Source organism: Enterococcus sp. LJL120 (assembly GCF_054871765.1).
Window position 1 is genome coordinate 131301 of the sequence record NZ_JBTXLV010000003.1, and the last position, 20223, is coordinate 151523.

Here is a 20223-nt window from a genome sequence, read left to right on the forward strand (position 1 = left end):
TCCGAAAAATTTTGCGATGATGTAATTTATTTCTTAAGTAGGGAAAATTTTGAAGGTAATTACCGCCTTCAAAATGATGAAATGGTTATTGTATAATTAGAAAACGTTCATAAAAGCGCTATGAAATAAAATAATCTGAATTTTTCTTATGTTATTTAAAAAAATTTTTTATGAAAACCTCTAGATAAAGCCTTGAAATATTCACGAAATTTTGGAAATGTATTGAATTTATGAAAAATTGGCATTATTTTATCGATTTTTTTTGGTTTATTCTATTGCAATTTTAATCGAAATTATTTAAAATCTTAATTAACTTCAGACGGTACTAATTTTTCTGAAAATACAAAATAATGCGAGGTTATCAAATGAAGAAGAGTGTTCTTTTTGGTTTAACTGCAACATGTGCCTTAGTGCTTAGTGCATGTTCAGGTGGGAGTAATGATACTTCAACAAATGACTCCGGTACATCAAGTTCTGGTTCTAGCGAGTTAGCTGCAACTCAAGAGCTAAATTATGTGGAAGGTTCGGCAATTCCAACGGCTGACTTATCAGTTGCAACAAATGCAGTAAGTTTCAGAGCCTTAAACGCAGTGTATGAAGGTATTTACCGTGTCAATGATGAACAGGTAGTTGAACCTGCTGGTGCTGCTGAAATGGCGACTGTCAGCGATGATGGTTTGACTTACACGATTCACTTGAATGAAGATGCAGTTTGGTCAAACGGTGACCCTGTAACGGCTGCTGACTATGTTTACGGCTGGCAAAGAACTGTTGATCCAGCAACTGCTTCTCAATATGCTTATCTATATGCTCCAGTTTCTGGCGCTAACGATATCATGGAAGGCAATGCAGATGTTTCTACTTTAGGAATTGTTGCGGATGGCGATTACGATTTGACAATCACCTTAGATGTGGCAACACCTTACTTTGATTTCTTATTGGCATTCCCATCATTCTTCCCTCAACACCAAGCTACTGTTGAGCAATATGGTGCTGACTATGCCTTAACAAGTGACAACGCTGTATACAATGGTCCATTTACTTTAACTGATTTCGATGGTCCTGGTACTGATACTGAGTGGTCATACACTAAGAATGACACTTATTGGGATGCTGACAGCGTGACTTTAGACAAAGTCAACGTTAGTGTGGTAACTGAAGTTGCGACTGCTTTGAACTTGTTCCAAGATGGTCAAGCAGATTACGTTACTTTATCTGGTGAATTAGCACAGCAAATGTCTTCTGACCCTGAATTTGTAACAGTTGCACAAGGTACAACTGCTTACCTTGAAATGAATCAAAGAGAGACTGATTCTGTATGGCACAACGAAAACCTACGTAAAGCAATTTCGTATGCAATTGATCGTGATTCTTTTGTAACAAACATTTTAGCTAACGGTTCAGTTTCTGCTCCTGGTATCGTACCATCTGCATTAGCTGTTGGGCCTGACGGTAATGACTTTACTGAAGATACCGATGTTGATGGCTTTGAGTATGATCCAGAACAAGCTGCTCAGTATTGGGAAGCTGCTAAAGAAGAGTTAGGCATTGATAGTTTAAACTTTGATATCTTGAGTGATGACGGTGATGCTGCTAAGCGTTCACTGGAATACTTACAAGGTGCGATTGAAGATGCTTTAGATGGCGTGACTGTAACAGTTACGAACGTGCCATTCTCAGTTCGTTTAGACCGTTCAACAAATGGTGAGTTTGACATGGTAGTTTCTCTATGGGGTGCTGACTATGCCGATCCATCAAGCTTCTTAGATTTATTTGTGACTGGTAACTCTTATAACCGTGGACAATGGAGCAACACAGAATATGATGCTTTAATTGAAGCGGCAGCAACAACCAATGCAAATGATCCAGAAGCTCGTTGGCAAAATATGTTAGACGCAGAAAACATTATGTCTGACCAATTAGGTGTTATTCCTTTCTACCAACGTTCATTAGCGACAATGCAACGCTCAACAATGCAAGGTGTTGTTCAACACGCATCTGGTGTTGATACAGACTTCAAATGGGCTTACATGGCTGCTGAGTAATCTATAATTTAAAGACTTAAAATTAAATAGTATTCATCGTGTGAAAAATAAGCGTGGCGTATCAGTAAATATCAGATACGCCACGCTGTTATGATGAAAGAATGGAAAGAAAAGCGATGCGAAAATGGGAAACTGTGAAGTTTTTGAGTCGTTTTTTTTAATTTATCATGTTAAACCTCTTTACATATGATTAGAAAAGTTATATAAAAGAAACTAGCAAAAAAAATAAAGAGCATAGAAGGAGAATTCCGGTTGTTAAAATCCAGAATAGATAATTCTCTGCTCCAACTTCAGACAATTTTTTAAAAGGTAGGTCTCTTTTTTCTTTTCGAGCAAGAGCTTTTCGCATAGAATGTTGGAAAAAATCAAAGAAGCCAGAAGCAAAGACCCCTAAAAAGCCGCCGACTATCAAAAAGAACAGCATAAACATAAATAAATAATCTGAAACAGTTCCCCAGGAGAGCTGATCATTGGTGAATGCAATTATGATGCTTAGTACAAGGCAGATGGCGGAGACGATTAGTGGTAGACGAAATTTTTTCATAGATTCACTTCATTTCTAATGGATTAGTCGTTGTTTACTTTACCTAATTTTTGTTTGGAAGTCAAAATACTTTAGGAGGCGGAATTTTTGAACAGTTTTGTAAAATATCTCTTGAAACGTATACTGTTTATGGTAATTACTTTGTGGTTGATTGCTACAATCACATTCTTCTTAATGAAATTGTTGCCAGGAACACCTTATACGAACCAAGAACGTTTGAGTCCAGAAGTAATTGCTCAGTTAAATGCGCAAAATGGTTTGGACCAGCCAGTTATCGTCCAATATTGGCTTTATTTAAAAAATCTTGTAACCGGGAATTTTGGGATTTCCTTCCAATTCCAAAACCAACCAGTTGCCAACTTATTATCTGCTAGAATCGGACCTTCTTTACAATTAGGTGCTCAAGCAATTATTTTGGGAACATTTGTTGGTATTATTTTAGGAACCATCTCTGCGATGCGTCAAAATACCTGGATTGATAGTTTAGCAACTTTAGTCGCGATTTTAGGACGTTCGATTCCTAACTTTGTCTTTGCGGTTATTCTGCAATACTTATTCTCTATTAAATGGCAAATTCTGCCAATCGCAAAATGGGATGGCTTTGTTTATACCATCTTACCATCCGTTGCTTTAGCGATGTCGCCATTAGCCGATTCAGCTCGTTTCATCAGAACGGAAATGGTTGAAGTGCTCCATAGTGATTATGTGGAACTGGCACGGGCTAAAGGGTTAAGCCGTTGGCAAGTTGCCTTCCGCCATGGTTTAAGAAATAGTTTGATTCCTTTGCTTACCTTATTAGGACCATTAGCTGTTGGTTTAATGACCGGGTCTTTGGTTATTGAAAACATCTTTGCTGTGCCTGGTATCGGGGATCAGTTTACCAAATCAATTTTGACAAATGACTACCCAACGATTATGGCCGTGACGATTTTGTATTCGGTGATGTTAGTTACAGTTATCTTAATCGTTGATATCTTATACGGAATTGTTGATCCACGAATTCGCGTATCAGAAGGGAGCAAGAGTTAATGGATTCTTTTAAATTAAATAATATCCCTGAAAAAATCAAAGAAATTCCTGCTTCCAAGTTTGATTTTATTAAGCGAAACTCTGTTGCCGAACGGGAAAGAATTGCTGCTCCATCGTTAAACTTTATTCAAGATGCATGGCGCCGTTTAAGAAAAAATCGGGCTGCTGTGATTTCAATGATTTTACTGGCAATCGTAATCGTGGTGTCGATCATTACTATTTTCTGGTCACCATTTGATCCAACTCAACAAAATATTGCCTACACAAACTTACCAATTAAAATTCCTGGTATTGATATCAATGGCTTTAATGGTTATTCACAGGTTAGTGGGCAATGGGTTGACCGGTATGCTCAAGCAAATGTTCCTGAAGGCACGTATTACCTATTAGGAACTGATAGTTTAGGGCGTGACTTATTGTCTCGTTTGTTCATGGGTACACGGGTATCCTTGATTATCGCCTTCTTTGCAGCTTTTTTGGATATTTTCTTTGGAGTAACCTACGGAATTATTTCTGGTTTAGCTGGCGGCCGTGTAGATACCTTTATGCAACGGATTATTGAAATCCTTTCTGGTATTCCTAACCTAGTTGTAATGATTTTGATGCTAGTTGTGTTTGATCCAGGTATTATCTCAATCGTTGCGGCGATGGCAATCACTAACTGGATTTCCATGGCTCGGATTGTGCGGGCCCAAACCTTGAAGCTGAAAGATCAAGAATTTGTTTTAGCTGCTATCACTTTAGGAGAATCGAAATTTAAAATTGCCTTCAAGCATATTTTACCGAATATCTCCAGTGTTATTATTATTCAAATGATGTTTAGTATTCCATCAGCAATTTTCTTCGAAGCCTTCCTGAGTTTCATCGGTTTAGGGGTTTCGGCACCAACTGCTTCATTAGGTACTTTGCTGAATGAAGGATACAAGACTTTCCGTTACTTGCCTAACTTAATGTGGGCACCAGCCTTTGTATTGTCAGTTATTATGATTGCCTTTAATATGTTGGCCGATGGTTTACGTGATGCATTCGATCCGAAGATGAAAGAGGGATAATTTTGAAAAAAGTACTCGAAGTTAAAGACTTAAAAATATCTTTCGATACCTTTGCCGGAAAAGTGCACGCAATTCGTGGTGTTAGCTTTGACTTGTTCGAAGGAGAAACCTTAGCAATTGTTGGTGAGTCAGGAAGTGGGAAATCCGTTACAACTCGTAGCGTGATGCGCCTTTTATCAGACAATGCCAATATCGACAATGGTCAAATCCTTTTTAAAGGCGAAGATATCGCAAAGAAGACTGAAAAAGAAATGCAAGCAATTCGTGGTAAAGAAATTGCCATGATTTTCCAAGATCCGATGACCTCATTGGATCCGACTATGCCGATTGGCAAACAGGTTGCTGAGTCTTTGATTAAACACAATAAAGTGTCTAAAAAAGAAGGCTTAGAAGCCGCTTTAGAATTATTAAAACTCGTTGGTATTCCCAATGCTGAAAAGCGTTTGAAAAATTACCCCCACCAATTTTCTGGCGGGCAGCGTCAACGGATTGTCATTGCGATTGCCTTGATTTGTTATCCTGAAGTCTTAATCGCTGATGAACCAACGACTGCCTTGGACGTGACGATTCAAGCGCAAATTTTAGAATTGATGAAGGATATTCAAACGAAAATCAATACATCAATCATCTTCATCACCCATGACCTTGGGGTGGTTGCCAATGTCGCCGATCGAGTTGCCGTAATGTACGGTGGTCGAATCGTTGAAGTCGGCACCTCTGAAGAAATTTTCTACAATCCGCAACATCCTTATACATGGGGGCTGTTAGGTTCGATGCCTTCAATGGATGGCGGCGAAGATCGTTTATACGCAATTCCTGGTTCACCGCCAGATTTATTAGATCCACCAACTGGAGATGCCTTCTATCCTCGTAATGAGTTTGCTTTAGAGATTGATACCGAAGAAGCTCCACCGTTCTTTGAAGTATCTAGCACGCATAAAGCTGCGACTTGGTTATTGGCACCACAAGCGCCTAAAGTTGAGCCGCCGGTTGAGATTCAACGTCGCTGGAAAATTTTCCAAGAAAAACAAGCGGTTAAACAAGCGTAAAGGGGTGGCAGAATGTCAGATAAAATCTTATTAGATGTAAAAGGTTTAAAACAATATTTCAACGTTGGCCGTCCTGACGAAGTCAAAGCGGTAGATGATATCAGCTTCCACATTTACGAAGGGGAAACCTTTGGACTTGTTGGAGAATCTGGTAGTGGTAAGTCAACAACTGGTCGGACAATCATCCGCTTAAACCAGCGGACTGCCGGCGATATTCTTTTTGATGGTCGTGATGTTGCTTCGTTAAAATCACGGGCTGATCTAACTAAATTCCGTCGTGATGTACAGATGATTTTCCAAGATCCGTATGCGTCATTAAATCCACGGATGAAGGTCAATGATATCATCGCTGAAGGAATTGATATCAACAATTTAGCGGCTTCTAAAGAGGCTCGGGCAGATCGAGTAAATGAATTATTAAAAACAGTTGGTTTGGATCCAAACCATGGTACGCGGTATCCCCATGAGTTTTCCGGCGGTCAGCGCCAACGGATTGGGATTGCTAGAGCTTTAGCAGTTGAACCGCGGTTTATCGTCTGTGATGAACCAATCTCAGCTTTGGATGTGTCTATCCAAGCACAGGTGGTTAACTTATTACAGGATTTACAAGTGGAACATAATTTAACTTATCTATTTATCGCCCATGATTTATCAATGGTAAAACATATCAGTGATCGAATCGGTGTAATGCACGGCGGTAAATTATTAGAAGTGGGCACCAGTGATGAAATTTACAATCACGGCGTTCACCCTTACACAGAAAGCCTGCTTTCAGCGATTCCTTTACCAGATCCCGATTACGAACGTACTCGTACACGGATTAAGTATAAAGATGATGTTGAGCATGATGGAAAAGTTCGTTCCTTGCGGGAAATCACGGATGGTCATTATGTCTATGCGAGCGACGATGAAGTGGATTATTACCGCAATAAAATCGAAGAAAAAATTAAAGCTGACAATAACTAATTGTTGACTGGAATTTTTTAAGCAGTTGAGACTTTCGAGTTTCAGCTGCTTTTTTTATTGGACTTTGTCGAATCAAACTGTAGAAGTATTATTTCAAAAATCACAAAAGCTGCATCTTTTACCTTGCTTATTTGTCGGCTTCTAGTTATAATTGGACTATACCAAACAAGAGGTGGATAAAAATGGAAATTATTCGCGTAAAAGATGCTCAAGCAGGCGGAAAAAAAGCTTTTGAATTAATTGAAGCAGCTATCAATGAAGGTGCTGGCGTGTTAGGTTTAGCCACTGGTAGCACACCGGAAACTTTGTACCAAGAAATGATTCACAGCTCGAGGGATTATTCAAAAATGGTCTCAATTAACTTGGATGAATATGTTGGTTTAAGCGGTGAAGATTCGCAAAGCTATCGTCAATTTATGAATCAACATTTATTTAACGAAAAAACCTTTAAAGAAAGTTTTGTGCCAAACGGTAAAGCTGAAAATCTGCAAGCTGAATGCACCCGTTACGATCAAATCATTGCAGAACATCCGATTGATTTACAAATTTTAGGGATTGGTCAAAATGGTCATATTGGCTTTAACGAACCGGGAACAGCTTTTGATAGTCAAACCCACCTAGTTGATTTAACGGAATCAACAATTAATGCCAATAAACGCTTCTTTGATAAAGTGGAAGATGTGCCAACCCAAGCCTTGTCAATGGGAATTGGTTCGATTATGAAGGCTAAAAAAATTATTTTGATGGCCTATGGCGAAAATAAGCAAGTTGCGATTAAAGGTATGATAGACGGTGAAGTGACAGAAACATTGCCAGCGAGCGTTTTACAAAATCATCCTAATGTAGTTGTGATTGTTGATGAAGCGGCAGCGGCAACTCTCTAATCTTTAAAAAAAGCTGAATAAATTCCTGACTGCGAGAGAAGCCAAATCAGCTTTTCTTGCAGTCTTTTTATGACTTTCAGTTTTTCTTTTGCAGGGAAAATGCTATAGTTAAGAAGGAGGCGGTTACTTAATGACAGCAACAGCAGATTTAACAATTGTTGAAATAATTTTTCGTTTGCTTTTAGCGATGGTGATTGGCGGCTCAGTCGGCTATGAGCGACAATATGCTAATCGACCAGCCGGCATGCGCACGCATATCATGGTCTGTATGGGGGCAACGATTATCGCATTAATCCAAGTGGAAATTGCTGCCCAAGCATTGAATGATGCCTTGGCTAATCCTGAATTATCGGGGGTCATCCGCTCTGATCAGGCCCGCTTGATTGCCCAGGTTGTCAGCGGCATCGGTTTTTTAGGCGCTGGGACGATTATTGTGACCAAACAAAATGTCTTGGGCCTAACCACAGCAGCCTCATTATGGGCTGTCGCTGGTGTCGGAATTGCGGTTGGCATGGGCTATTATGCAATTGCCATCAGTTCTTTTGTAGCAATTATCATTGCGCTGACATTAATTAAACGGATTATCAAAGTGCCAACCCGTAAGAAACTGGAAGTCCGCTACATTCATCGGGAAGAGACCAAGGAGTTTATTACCGAATATTTTGACAAGCACAAGATTGAGATTGAAGATGTCAATTTTACGGTAACATTTAATGAAGATTACCGTCTGTATACCAACATCTATACGATAGATTTGCCTAGTGGAATGACTTATACAGATGTGATTGAGGATTTGTCTATTTATAAAAATATTACTGAATTACGGTTAGTGACAATTTAAAAGAAAAAGGAGGAATTTTTGTGGATTTAGCGAATTTTCGTGAACTAGGTGGGTTAAAAAATAAAGAGGGGCAGTTGGTGAGCCACAATCGCTTGTTACGCTCTGGCGAATTGTATCAAATTGATGCCGAGGCCAAAAATTTATTAGCTAATCATCAATTAGCGACGATTGTTGACCTGCGGGGGCAAGATGAAATCGCCGGTCACCCTGATGATATTTTTCCAGCCGTTGATTACGTGTGGATTGATATTATGAAGGAGGTTCATAATTCCGGCAGTCTTAATGATTTAACAAAGGTTGGCGATGTCGCCGGAGTGGACCAGCATATGTTGGGGATTTATGATAATTTGGCGATGAATGCTGGGGCGCAGGCTGGTTACCAACGCTATTTCGAAGAGCTTTTGCGAACAGAAGATGGTGCGGTTTTGTTCCACTGTTATGCCGGTAAAGATCGAACTGGTGTTGCTGCGGCATTGACTTTGGATTTATTAGACGTTCCGCGGGAGACTATCTATCAAGATTATTTAAAAACCAATGAGTTGAGAAAAGCACCGAATGAATTGCTTTTTGAAGAGATGCGGAAAAAAGGGTTGACGGATAATCAGTTGGCAGGGATGAAGGTTGCCTTAGAAGTGAAGCAAGAGTATTTAGAGCGGGTTTACCAGCTACTAGATACAAATTATGGCGGTGTGGCCGGCTACGCCAAAGATGCTTTAAAATTAAGCCAAACAGATTTAGCAGATTTGAAAAAAATGTATTTAGATAAATAAAAAAGTCTGGAGCTGTGTGCAGGCTGTCTTGAAGAGTTGATTTTCAACAAGTGAGACAGTCCTGTATACAGCTCCAGTTTTTAGAGTATTGTCAAAAATAGACTGAGGAAGACGGTTAGTAGACCAGTCAGAAAATTAATCATATCGTTATTGGCCCACTGATAACCTTTGATTAATTTTGTGGCTTGTTGATGATGGACTTCTTTTTCAGTCAGTTGCCCACAAACGACGCAACGATACAGGGCCTGAATCGCTGCACCCAGAAAACTGTCGATAATGGAACCGCTGATGCCAACCAGAAAAGGAATGAGTAAAAATTCCCACGGTGGCAGCTGAAAACGGTGGCTCATGCTTAAAAAAAGAAAGGAACTTGCAGCAACTATAAGTGAGCCTATGATAGAGGCAGCTGTTCCTAGCAAACTGATGGCACCGGATTGTCCCTTTAATAATGGTTTTAAAGTTAAAATCGAGCGGGGCGGCTTTGCTGAAAGCATGCCAACTTCTGAGGCCCACGTATCGGCAGTAGCCCCGGCTAAACTGCTGACAAAGGCGATGAGAAAAATAATATCTTTGGTGACCGCATAAAACAGCAACGCAAAAAAAGCTGGTAGCGTATTGGCTAAAACCTGCTGTTGGTCCCGCCGACTGCCTTTTTCAATAATTTGTGACTGTTCATTTTTACGAAAGAATTGTTTTAGAAATTGAATTATGGCAGAAGTCCCAAAGAGCAGGCCAATCAGAATAATTGCATACCAAGGCCCCATTGCAATCACAAGACTGCCTAACAGGATGCTGGCAACCATCCCTGACAAGCTTAAAAGGTTTAATAAATAGGCTAAAAAAGCGATACTGCCGGACAGCAGTAGGCCAATCAGCAATTGATATAAGAAAATGACCATCACACACACCTCGCAGTTTAAATTTTACCATATTTTCTTAAATTAACCCTTTTCAAAATAATCTTTGGTAAAATGGGAAGAGGAAGGGGGAATTTTTTTGGGAAAAAATTGGAAACAATCTAAATTACTTTATTGGACGATTGAAATCGTTTTAATTATTGTCGGCATTTTTTTCGTACTGCAAATGCCGAATGTCTTCCGACCATTTTTAACGATGCTGTCGGCAATCTTTTTACCGCTGTTAGTCTCGGGTTTCCTCTATTATATGTTGGACCCGCTAGTTTCGAAAATGGCGGCTAAGGGCCTGCCACGAATCTTTGGCGCGATTATCTGCTTGGCAGTTTTGATTTTATTGCTGGTCTTAGGGGTGATGAATATTATTCCTCAACTGGCCCATCAAGCAGTCCAGCTGTCGCAAAGCCTGCCAACTTATTTGCAGGAAACGGGGCGTTGGTTAGAAAGCATCGCCCGCCATCCGGATTTACAGGGACTGGATTTAACCAACGAATTGCAATCGGCTAATCTAACCCTTAGCAATTTGCTAAATGTGGTTTTGGTTAATGTCACCAATAGCCTGACGACTATTTTTAGTTTTCTGATGCAATTTTTTGTCATTCTCTTTACCGTGCCGTTTATTCTTCTCTTTATGTTTAAAGATGGTGATAAATTTTCCGGCGCTTTAGGCAAGTTTTTTCCGGCCTCGATTCGTAGTGAATTACAGGAAACAGTCAGAGAAATGAATGACACCTTATCGGCTTATATTAGCTCGACGATGATTGATGCAGTAATTATTGGCGTCATGTCCTTTGTGGCAATGACCCTACTAAATCAGCCTTATGCACTTTTGTTAGCAGTAGTCTGCGGCGTGACGAATATTATCCCTTATTTGGGACCGTTTATTGGAGCGGTGCCGGCGGTGATTGTCGGATTGTTTATTTCTCCATGGCAAGCGCTGTATATCGGCCTTTCCATTTTGGTCATCCAGCAATTGGACGGCAATGTGATTAAGCCTTTGTTATTCGGCAAAAATTTAAATATCCACCCATTAACGATTATTTTAGTCTTAATCGCCGCCGGCAGTGTGGCCGGAGTTGTCGGGATGCTGATTTGTATTCCAGTTTACGCTGTAATCAAAACCTTAGTCTTAAATATCCGGAAAATTTGGCAGCTGCGCAATCGCCGCCTCGTCAGTGAAGGTGAGGAGATGTCTGATGAATCGTAAATTATATCAAGCCTTAGAAAATTCGCCGATTATCGCTGCTATTAATAACAGCAGCGAATTAACTGCTGCTTTGGCGACTGATGTAGCAGTCGTTTTTGTACTTCATTCTAATTTGATGGAGCTGGCGACGCTGTCAAAAGCAATTAAAGAAAGCGGCAAATTAGGCTTTTTACACGCGGATTTAGTCAAAGGTTTATCCACCGATGATATGGCGATTGAATACATCAGCCGCCACAGCGGATTTGACGGCATTATTTCCACAAAGCCGGCGATGATTCGCTCTGCCAAAAAGCATCAGCTTTTGACCGTCCAGCGCTTCTTTCTTTTAGATTCCACCGCCTTGGCAAATGTTGAACGGCAAATTTCTTTAACCGAGGCTGATTTGGTAGAAGTCCTGCCGAATGTTTCTCCAAAAATTATTAAAGGCGTTCAGCAAAAAGCGAAACGGCCTTTAATCGTTGGCGGGTTAATCAAAGACAAAGAAGATGTCTTTGCCACTTTGGGGGCTGGTGCCTTAGCGATTTCAACAACGAGTCAGCGGGTGTGGAATAGCTAGAAAGCTTCACAAAGAAAAGGGGGACTTAAAAGCATGAAAACGCTATTGTAGCTTTTTCTGTGAAATGATATAATAACAATAAGTAAATATCTGCTAGAGAGATGAGAGTATAGCAGCATTCACCAAAAAACTTGGTGTTTGTTAGCTGTACTCTTTTTTTCGGATATTTTTAAGACAGGGGGAAGGAAAAATGTACGATGTAATAATCATTGGCTGCGGAATTGTCGGCGCTTCAACCGCCTATGAATTAAGTAAGTACCAGTTGAAAACTTTAGTCCTAGAAGCTGAAGATGATATTAGTTTAGGTCAAACAAAGGCCAACAGTGCAATTATGCACGCCGGCTATGACCCAGAGCCGGGAACGCTGATGGCTAAGTTAAATGTTGAAGGTGCTGAGCTTTGTAAAGAGTTGTGTCAAAAATTATCAGTTCACTATCATCAAATCGGTTCTTTAGTTGTTGCCTTTGCAGAAGATGAACTGCCAACTTTACAGGAATTATTGGAGCGGGGTCAGCAAAACGGCGTCAAGGATTTACGAATTATTGACCAAGCAGAATTGCGGGAAATGGAGCCGAATTTGTCACAGTCAGCATTAGCGGCTTTGTGGGCGCCGACAGCAGCCGTAATTAATCCTTGGGAATTGTGTATTGCATTAGGAGAAACGGCAGTCGTTAATGGCGTCGAGCTGTCCTTAAACCAGCGAGTCCAAAATATTGAAGCGATAGCTGGCGGCTACCGGATTACAACGGAAACAGATAGCTTTGAAACGCGGTTTGTCTTTAATGCTGCGGGTGTCCATTCTGATTTGATTCATAATTTAGTGGCCGAACCTAGTTTTAAAATTACTCCAAATCGCGGGGAATATTTTTTATTGGATAAATCAGAAGGCAATGTTGTCAATACAGTCGTCTTCCAATGTCCATCAAAGGTCGGCAAAGGTGTGTTGGTTTCTCCAACAGTTCATGGCAATTTAATTGTCGGGCCTAACTCAGAAGCGGTTCCAACAGAAGAATTAGATACTGGCCTAGATACAGCCAATACAGCTGCCGGCATGGAACAAGTAGCGGAGCTGGCAAAACGCTCCGTACCGGATTTAAATCTGCGGCAATCGATTCGCAATTTTTCGGGAGTCAGGGCGAACAGCACAGCTAGTGATTTTATCATTCAAGAAGCGGCGCCAGGTTTTATTGATTTGGCCGGTATTAAATCCCCCGGCTTAACTTCGGCTCCAGCCATTGCCAAATATGGCATAAACTTGCTGGAAGAAGCTGTCGGAGAACACTTTGTTGAAAAGGCAGAATTTATCGATGAACGTGAACATGTGATTTTCCAGAATCTGTCCTTGGCTGAAAAAAATCAATTGATCAAAGAACAACCAGATTATGGTCGGGTGATTTGTCGCTGTGAAACGATTACCGAAGGAGAGATTAGGGCAGCGGCTCATTCGCCGATTCCCCCGGTTTCTGTTGATGGAATTAAACGCCGCTGTAATACTGGCATGGGGCGCTGTCAAGGCGGATTCTGCGGCCCTCGTGTAGTAGAAATTCTAGCGGATGAATTAGGTGTCTCCCCATTAGATATTTATCAAGATCGAAGGGGCAGCTTTATTTTAGAAGCGGCCACAAAAGAAGTGGAGGTGACTGAGCATGCATGATTTAATCGTGGTTGGTGGCGGGCCCGCTGGGTTAGCAGCAGCTTATGCAGCCTATCAAAAAGGATTGAAAGATATTGTAATTATTGAACGGGATAAAGAATTGGGCGGCATTTTGAATCAATGTATTCATAACGGCTTTGGTCTTCACCAGTTTAAAGAAGAATTAACCGGCCCTGAGTATGCCAATCGGTTTATCGAGATGATTGCGGCAACTGAGGTGGAAGTTTTGACGGATACAATGGTTTTAGAAGTCACGCCGGAAAAACAAGTCCACATCGTCAATCAAAGTGGCGGCTATCAAATTTTAGAAGCGCAGGCGATTGTGCTAGCGATGGGCTGTCGAGAACGAACTAGAGGCGCCATCGGCATTCCAGGAAGTCGACCAGCCGGCATTTATACCGCCGGTGCCGCTCAACGTTATGTAAATATGGAGGGCTACTTAGTCGGGAAAAAAGTAATTATTCTCGGTTCCGGTGACATCGGTTTGATTATGGCTCGCCGGATGACTTTAGAAGGGGCAGAGGTGTTGGCCTGTGTTGAAGTGATGCCTTATTCCGGCGGCCTAACTCGAAATATTGTTCAATGTCTGGATGACTATGATATTCCGCTCTTTTTATCCCACACGATTACTGATATTCGTGGGAAAAACCGTGTGGAATCCGTTGTAGTGGCGGAAGTCGATGAAAATCGCCGGCCAATCGCTGGCACCGAACAAGTCTTTGAATGTGACACCGTCTTATTGTCTGTCGGTTTAATTCCAGAAAATGAATTAAGCAAAGGGGCCGGTGTGGTTTTAGATCGCCGAACCAATGGCGCTATCGTCTATGAAAATATGGAAACATCGATTCCCGGAATTTTTGCCTGCGGAAATGTGGTACACGTCCATGATTTAGTCGATTTTGTGACGGAAGAAAGTATCAAAGCAGGGGATGCCGCTGCCGATTATGTCTTGAATCAGGGAGACAGCGCTGAAGGCGAATTTCTCACCATTAAAAATGGTGAGCATGTGACCTATGTCGTGCCGCAAAAAGTTCGGGCAGATCAAGTTGATAAGCGGGTAGAGTTGTCCTTTAGAGTTAATAAAGTCTACGATGATAGCCTGATTACGATTCAATCTGATGGAGAAGTCTTGGCGAAATTCAAACGCACCTATATCGTGCCCGGAGAGATGGAAAAGGTTAAATTGAGCCGCAAAGTCATGGATAAAATTCACAACGGCGAAGTTGAGATTTGTGTAGAGGAGGTCCAAGTATGAAACAGTTTATTTGTATCATGTGCCCAAAAGGATGTCATCTTTCCGTCGATGAACAAAATGATTATGCGGTGACCGGCTATAGCTGTGCCAAGGGCATTAAATATGGCAAGGCGGAGGCGACAAATCCTGTGCGGGTGGTGACATCAACTGTGGTTGTCGAGGGCGGTCAACGCAACCGTGTACCAGTAAAAACCGCAGATGGTATTCCGAAGACTGAAGTGATTGATGCCATGAAGGTCATCAATCAAGTTCATTTAAAATCACCGGTTCATATTGGTGATGTCGTGGTTAAGGATTTACTGGGAACTGGCGTCGATGTGGTGGCAACTGCAAATATGTAAAAAAAAGTGTCAGAGCCTAGCTTGTAAAGCGCCCCGATAATTAGGCGCTTTACAAGTTTGGCTGCTGACACTTTTTTACATCCGTCCATTGCTCTGCAGGAAAAATTGCGAATGCTCGTAGTGGTAATAATTTTTAGCGAAGTCAAAGGGGTCGCCATTATTAGCATAATAGATTTCTTCAATTAATAACATCGGCGAGTTTTCCGGCAGTTCTAAATGCTGGGAAATTTCGCCTTTTGTTTTATGGACACTCAAATAACGGTCGGAAAAACCAATGTGAATGTTCAAGCCATCCACTAAATATTGAAAAATCGAGCCCTCGGCAATCGATTTACTCATAAAGGTCACGACACTTTTTTTATAATAGGATTCCTCCACGCATAAAATTTGGCCATTAATATATTGAACCCGCTTGATTTGGTAGACCTCATCAGCTGTGGTGCAGTGAAGATTATTGGCCACCTCTTCTGGTGCCTTGATGACTTTCACACTTAGAACTTTGGCCTGCATCTCAGCATAATCTAAGTCACCGGAAAAGCCCTGATTTTCCAAAAGAGTTAAGTAGCCAATTCGTTTTTTGCGGCGCACAAAAATGCCGCTGCCTTGGACTTGATAAATAAAGCCTCGTGATTCCAAGACTTTTAAAGTCTGTAAAATGGTGTTTTTGCTGACCTGATACTCCGTGACCAATTCACCAACGCTAGGTAATTTGGTTCCCTGTTCTAAATCCTCTTCAATAATTTTGGCTTCAATTTGTGAAGCCACTTCTTGATATTTCAACATAATTTTCGCTCCAGATATTCAGTAAATTTATTTTACCAGAAAAAAAGGTCCTTGACAAAGTGTATGGTTACATTTATATTGTACCCATACAATATAAATTGTAAAGGTATAATTTATAGATAAGGGAGTTTTTCGATTGAGTGAGAAGGTTAGAGATTACAACAAACTTGCCAAAGACATCTTAACGATTGTGGGCGCAGAAAATGTCAGCAGTGTTTCCCGCTGTGCGACCCGTTTGCGTTTGGTATTAAAAGAAAGCAGTTCCGAAATGAAAGAGCAGCTGAGTGAATTAACTGGTGTTATCACTGCTGTTGAATCCGGCGGCCAGATGCAGATTGTTATCGGCACCCATGTGGGCGAAGTCTACGATGCTTTTGTCGGACTGGGAAATATGGAAAGCCTATCCAGCGATGACGATGCGCCGAAGGGTTCGATTTTAAATCGGCTGATTGCCACGATGTCAGCGGTTTTTGCCCCATTTATTTATGTCTTGGCAGCGGCTGGGATTTTGCAGGGGATTTTAATTTTAGTGACGTTGGCTTTTCCAGAATTTGCGGCGACTGGCACGTATCAAGTCTTTAGTTTTATTTCGTGGGCGCCTTTTACCTTCTTACCGATTTTTATTGCCATTACCGCTTCTCGGCATTTCAAATCCAACATGTATATTGCGATTGCTTGCTGTGCGGCCTTGGTATCACCAACCTGGGCGGAAATGGCCGGTTCAATTTCAGCTGGTGAAGTGATTACCTTCTTTAATATTCCGTTGTCTGAAACGGTTTATACATCATCCGTTTTACCGCCATTATTATTGGTTTGGCTCTTGTCTTATTTGGAACATTTTATTGAAAAAAGAATTCCAAGTGTGGTGCGTTCTTTATTTGTCCCATTAGTTTGTTTAGTTATTATGGTGCCGCTAACGATTTTAATCATCGGCCCAGTTTCAGCAGGTGCTGCAACAGCGATTGCCAATGGTTATAACTTCTTGGCAGAAACAGTGCCGGCTGTTGCTGCGGCAATTATCGGCGGTGTCTGGTCAGTTTTTGTTATTTTCGGAGTTCACTGGGGCGTGACGCCGATGGTCTTGGCTAATTTTGATATGTACGGCCGAGATTCCTTCCAAGCCTTTCAAACGATTGCTGTTATCGCTCAAGTAGGTGCGGCTTTGGCGGTCTTCTTGAAATCACGGAATAAAGAAATGAAGGGTGTGTCACTGTCAGCCTTTATTACTGGGATTTTTGGGATTACTGAGCCGGCAATTTACGGGGTGACACTGCGCTTGAAGCGGCCGTTTATATACGGCTGTATCTCTGGGGCAATCGGGGCGATTGTTGCTAGTTTCTTCAATCCTTACTATTATGCTTACGCTGGCTTACCTGGACCATTGACAGTCGTAAATGGGATCAATGCTGACAATCCAAGCTCATTCATCGGTATTTTAATTGGTGCTGCGATTGCGTTAATCGGACCAGTTGTTTTAGTCCAACTCTTTGGTTCTGGTGAAAGTTTAGCTGAAGACCAAGAACTAAATCAAGAATTAGCAGACAGCGAACATTTGATTGCTGTTGACGGCTTGAAAACGCCAGTCTTGGCTCCTTTAGCTGGTGAAATTTTACCATTGAGTGCTGTACCTGATCCCGTATTTTCTTCTGGTGCGATGGGGAGCGGAGTTGCGATTGAACCAAGTGACAATCAAGTCTATGCACCGTTTTCTGGTAAGGTGACGGCTGTCTTTGATTCTAAACATGCGGTCGGCTTAACCTCAAATGATGGCGTGGAACTTTTAATTCATGTGGGCTTAGATACTGTTAATTTAAAAGGGAAAGGCTTTGAATATTTTGTTAAACAGGATCAAGAAATTCAAGCCGGCGATCTATTGTTGAGCTTTGATAGCGATGTGATTGAAGCAGCTGGTTATCCCACTACAACAATTGTAGTGATTCCTAACAGTGCTGAGTTAGACGATGTGCTGGTAACTGAAAAAGCCAGCGTTGCAGCGAATGAACCAATTTTAGAATTTAATTAAAAAAACTTTCAGTGGAGGCTATACAAATGGTACAAAAAGATTTTCTATGGGGCGGCGCTTTAGCTGCCCATCAATTTGAAGGTGGCTGGGATGCAGCCGGTAAAGGCCCTAGCGTGATTGACGTGATGACAGCAGGTGCCCACGGGGTGGCCCGAGAAATTACGGCCACAATTGAAGAAGATAAATTTTATCCTAACCAAGTGGCGATTGATTTTTATCATCAATACAAAACTGACATCGCTTTGTTTGCAGAAATGGGTCTGAAATGCCTGCGGACCTCAATTGCTTGGACGCGGATTTTTCCAAAGGGAGATGAAGCAGAACCCAATGAAGCTGGCTTACAATTTTATGATGATGTTTTTGATGAGTTAATAAAAAATGGCATTGAACCAGTGATTACCTTATCCCATTTTGAAATGCCTTTACACTTAGCTAGAGAATATGGCGGCTTCCGTAACCGCCAAGTCATCGACTTCTTCGCAAAATTTGCTAAAGTTGTCTTTGAACGCTATCAAGATAAAGTAAAATATTGGATGACCTTTAACGAAATTAATAATCAAATGGATGTTAACAATCCGATTTTCCTTTGGACTAATTCTGGTGTATTGGTTGAAGAAGGCGAAAATGCCAAAGAAGTTATGTACCAAGTGGCTCATAATGAATTAGTGGCTAGTGCCAAAGCAGTGATGATTGGTAAAGAAATCAATCCAGATTTTCAAATTGGTTGTATGATTTCCCATGTGCCAATTTATCCATATTCATGTAACCCGGCTGATATTATGGCCGCCGAAGAAGCCAATCGCCAACGCTTTTTCTTTGCCGATGTTCATGTCAGAGGGAAATATCCAAATTACGCTTTAAAAGAATTTGAAAGAGAAGGCTACAATTTAGACATTCGTTTAGAAGATTTAGCAGTCTTGAAGGCAGGCACAGTCGATTACGTTGGTTTTAGTTATTACATGTCCACGGTGGTTAAAGCTGATGCGGAAAATTCTGTCGATAATAATGTTGTGAACGGTGGCTTGGCAAATGGTGTTGACAATCCTTACATTCAATCAACTGACTGGGGTTGGGCGATTGATCCAGAAGGGTTGCGCTTCACCTTGAATCGCTTATATGACCGCTACCAATTGCCATTATTTATCGTAGAAAATGGCTTTGGTGCAATTGACCAGCTAGAAGACGGTCAAGTTCATGATCCTGAACGGGTGGCTTATTTAACCAAACATATTCAAGAGCTGCAAAAAGCTGTTGATTACGATGGCGTTGAGCTTTTAGGTTATACTCCTTGGGGAATTATCGATTTAGTTTCATTTACTACTGGCGAAATGAAAAAACGCTATGGTATGATTTATGTAGATTGTGACAACGAGGGTAACGGAACAATGAAACGCTACAAAAAGGACTCATTCGACTGGTATCGTCAAGTCATCGAAAATAACGGACTATAATTTTCTGATAAGGAGAAACGAATGAGCAAAGTAATTTTTCTAGATGTTGATGGCACTTTGGTGGACTATGAAAATAATTTACCGGAATCAGCGGTGGCAGCCATTAAGCAGGCCCAAAAAAATGGCCACAAGGTGTATATTTCCACCGGCCGCAGTAAAGCTGAGATTTATGATGATATTTTAACCATCGGCTTAGATGGGATTATCGGCGGCAACGGCAGTTATGTCGAAGATGGCGGTGAAGTGGTTATGCACCAATTGATTTCAGCCGAGGATAATCGGGCTGTCGTTGATTGGCTGGAGGCCCGCAACTTGGAATTTTATTTAGAAAGTAACAATGGCCTGTTTGCCAGCAAAAATTTTGCCAAGCGGGGTCAACCGGTGATTCAAGAATACAGCAAGCGCAAAGGCGGTCCAGCAGATAAAGAAATGACCGTGCATGACGCGTTTCCAGACATGATTTTTGATGGGGACTTGTACCGCGACGATGTTAATAAAATTAGTTTTATTCTAGATAGCTATCAAGATCATCTAGATTCGATTGAGGCCTTTCCTAATTTAAAACCCGGCACTTGGGGTGGCAAAGGGGAAATTGCTTTGTTCGGTGATTTAGGTGTCAAAGATATTACTAAAGCCCACGCCATTGATGTTTTGTTAGATCATATCGGCGCTAAACAAGAAGATACTCTGGCTTTTGGTGATGCCAAAGTTGATATCCCAATGTTAGAATACTGTGCAGTTGGTGTCGCCATGGGCAATGGCGGCGATGAAATCAAAGCGATGGCTGATTACATTACTGACGGGGTTAATGAAGATGGTTTGGCGAAGGCTTTTAAGCATTTTGGGTTGATTTAGAGTC

Annotated in this window: 19 protein-coding genes; 16 read left to right on the forward strand and 3 right to left on the reverse strand. The window is 41.3% G+C overall.

The window, feature by feature from the left end; all coding sequences use genetic code 11:
* Positions 1 to 365: 365 nt before the first annotated feature.
* Entirely contained in the window at positions 366 to 2045 is a 1680-nt protein-coding gene (locus ACYSNU_RS05950) for a peptide ABC transporter substrate-binding protein (RefSeq protein WP_461736275.1), read from the forward strand.
* A gap of 199 nt (positions 2046 to 2244) precedes the next feature.
* Here ACYSNU_RS05950 and ACYSNU_RS05955 read toward each other — a convergent pair whose 3' ends face one another.
* Positions 2245 to 2589 (reverse strand): DUF3899 domain-containing protein, encoded by a 345-nt coding sequence (locus ACYSNU_RS05955; RefSeq protein ID WP_461736276.1) that lies wholly within the window; start codon positions 2587 to 2589, stop codon positions 2245 to 2247.
* Positions 2590 to 2676: 87 nt separating this feature from the next.
* On the opposite strand from ACYSNU_RS05955, the gene opp3b reads away from it, so the two are divergent.
* The 7 genes from opp3b to ACYSNU_RS05990 all read left to right on the forward strand — a co-directional run bounded on the left by opp3b (position 2677) and on the right by ACYSNU_RS05990 (position 9180).
* Entirely contained in the window at positions 2677 to 3618 is a 942-nt protein-coding gene (opp3b, locus tag ACYSNU_RS05960) for an oligopeptide ABC transporter permease (RefSeq protein WP_461736277.1), read from the forward strand.
* Positions 3618 to 4670, forward strand: a complete 1053-nt coding sequence (locus ACYSNU_RS05965; RefSeq protein ID WP_461736278.1) for an ABC transporter permease — start codon at positions 3618 to 3620, stop codon at positions 4668 to 4670. Before opp3b ends, ACYSNU_RS05965 begins: the two co-directional genes overlap by 1 nt.
* Positions 4667 to 5719 carry an ABC transporter ATP-binding protein gene (locus ACYSNU_RS05970; RefSeq protein WP_461736548.1) on the forward strand — a complete coding sequence of 351 codons (1053 nt, stop codon included), beginning with the start codon at positions 4667 to 4669 and terminating at the stop codon, positions 5717 to 5719. Before ACYSNU_RS05965 ends, ACYSNU_RS05970 begins: the two co-directional genes overlap by 4 nt.
* Before the next feature lie 12 nt (positions 5720 to 5731).
* Entirely contained in the window at positions 5732 to 6685 is a 954-nt protein-coding gene (locus ACYSNU_RS05975) for an ABC transporter ATP-binding protein (protein ID WP_461736279.1), read from the forward strand.
* A gap of 182 nt (positions 6686 to 6867) precedes the next feature.
* The gene (gene nagB, locus ACYSNU_RS05980; protein ID WP_461736280.1) at positions 6868 to 7569 is read left to right on the forward strand and encodes a glucosamine-6-phosphate deaminase; all 702 of its coding nucleotides are present in this window, start codon (positions 6868 to 6870) and stop codon (positions 7567 to 7569) included.
* A 130-nt stretch (positions 7570 to 7699) separates the two neighbouring features.
* Complete coding sequence (locus tag ACYSNU_RS05985; protein WP_461736281.1) at positions 7700 to 8410, forward strand: MgtC/SapB family protein; 711 nt, start codon at positions 7700 to 7702, stop codon at positions 8408 to 8410.
* 20 nt (positions 8411 to 8430) lie between these two features.
* Positions 8431 to 9180 (forward strand): tyrosine-protein phosphatase, encoded by a 750-nt coding sequence (locus ACYSNU_RS05990; protein WP_461736282.1) that lies wholly within the window; start codon positions 8431 to 8433, stop codon positions 9178 to 9180.
* An 80-nt stretch (positions 9181 to 9260) separates the two neighbouring features.
* On the opposite strand, the gene ACYSNU_RS05995 is transcribed toward ACYSNU_RS05990, so the two are convergent.
* Positions 9261 to 10079, reverse strand: coding sequence for a DUF92 domain-containing protein (locus ACYSNU_RS05995; RefSeq protein WP_461736283.1), 819 nt, complete (start codon positions 10077 to 10079; stop codon positions 9261 to 9263).
* Positions 10080 to 10176: 97 nt separating this feature from the next.
* Between ACYSNU_RS05995 and ACYSNU_RS06000 the strand changes: the two genes are divergently transcribed.
* The 5 genes from ACYSNU_RS06000 (at position 10177) to ACYSNU_RS06020 (ending at position 15107) form a co-directional block, all read left to right on the forward strand.
* Positions 10177 to 11301: an AI-2E family transporter gene (locus ACYSNU_RS06000; RefSeq protein ID WP_461736284.1), complete on the forward strand. Its 1125-nt coding sequence runs from the start codon at positions 10177 to 10179 to the stop codon at positions 11299 to 11301.
* Positions 11291 to 11857, forward strand: a complete 567-nt coding sequence (locus ACYSNU_RS06005) for a glycerol-3-phosphate responsive antiterminator (RefSeq protein ID WP_461736285.1) — start codon at positions 11291 to 11293, stop codon at positions 11855 to 11857. Before ACYSNU_RS06000 ends, ACYSNU_RS06005 begins: the two co-directional genes overlap by 11 nt.
* Before the next feature lie 190 nt (positions 11858 to 12047).
* Positions 12048 to 13511, forward strand: coding sequence for an FAD-dependent oxidoreductase (locus tag ACYSNU_RS06010; RefSeq protein WP_461736286.1), 1464 nt, complete (start codon positions 12048 to 12050; stop codon positions 13509 to 13511).
* Positions 13504 to 14766 (forward strand): NAD(P)/FAD-dependent oxidoreductase, encoded by a 1263-nt coding sequence (locus ACYSNU_RS06015; RefSeq protein WP_461736287.1) that lies wholly within the window; start codon positions 13504 to 13506, stop codon positions 14764 to 14766. Before ACYSNU_RS06010 ends, ACYSNU_RS06015 begins: the two co-directional genes overlap by 8 nt.
* Positions 14767 to 14783: 17 nt before the next feature.
* Positions 14784 to 15107, forward strand: a complete 324-nt coding sequence (locus ACYSNU_RS06020) for a DUF1667 domain-containing protein (protein WP_461736288.1) — start codon at positions 14784 to 14786, stop codon at positions 15105 to 15107.
* Between the two features lie 75 nt (positions 15108 to 15182).
* Here ACYSNU_RS06020 and ACYSNU_RS06025 read toward each other — a convergent pair whose 3' ends face one another.
* Positions 15183 to 15890, reverse strand: a complete 708-nt coding sequence (locus ACYSNU_RS06025; RefSeq protein ID WP_461736289.1) for a GntR family transcriptional regulator — start codon at positions 15888 to 15890, stop codon at positions 15183 to 15185.
* A gap of 136 nt (positions 15891 to 16026) precedes the next feature.
* On the opposite strand from ACYSNU_RS06025, the gene ACYSNU_RS06030 reads away from it, so the two are divergent.
* From ACYSNU_RS06030 to ACYSNU_RS06040, 3 genes are read left to right on the forward strand one after another with little or no spacing between them, the layout of a single operon-like run.
* Positions 16027 to 17913: a beta-glucoside-specific PTS transporter subunit IIABC gene (locus ACYSNU_RS06030; RefSeq protein ID WP_461736290.1), complete on the forward strand. Its 1887-nt coding sequence runs from the start codon at positions 16027 to 16029 to the stop codon at positions 17911 to 17913.
* 26 nt (positions 17914 to 17939) lie between these two features.
* On the forward strand, positions 17940 to 19364 hold the full coding sequence (locus ACYSNU_RS06035; protein ID WP_461736291.1) for a 6-phospho-beta-glucosidase: 1425 nt from the start codon (positions 17940 to 17942) through the stop codon (positions 19362 to 19364).
* Between the two features lie 21 nt (positions 19365 to 19385).
* Positions 19386 to 20219 (forward strand): Cof-type HAD-IIB family hydrolase, encoded by an 834-nt coding sequence (locus ACYSNU_RS06040; RefSeq protein ID WP_461736292.1) that lies wholly within the window; start codon positions 19386 to 19388, stop codon positions 20217 to 20219.
* Positions 20220 to 20223 lie beyond the last annotated feature (4 nt).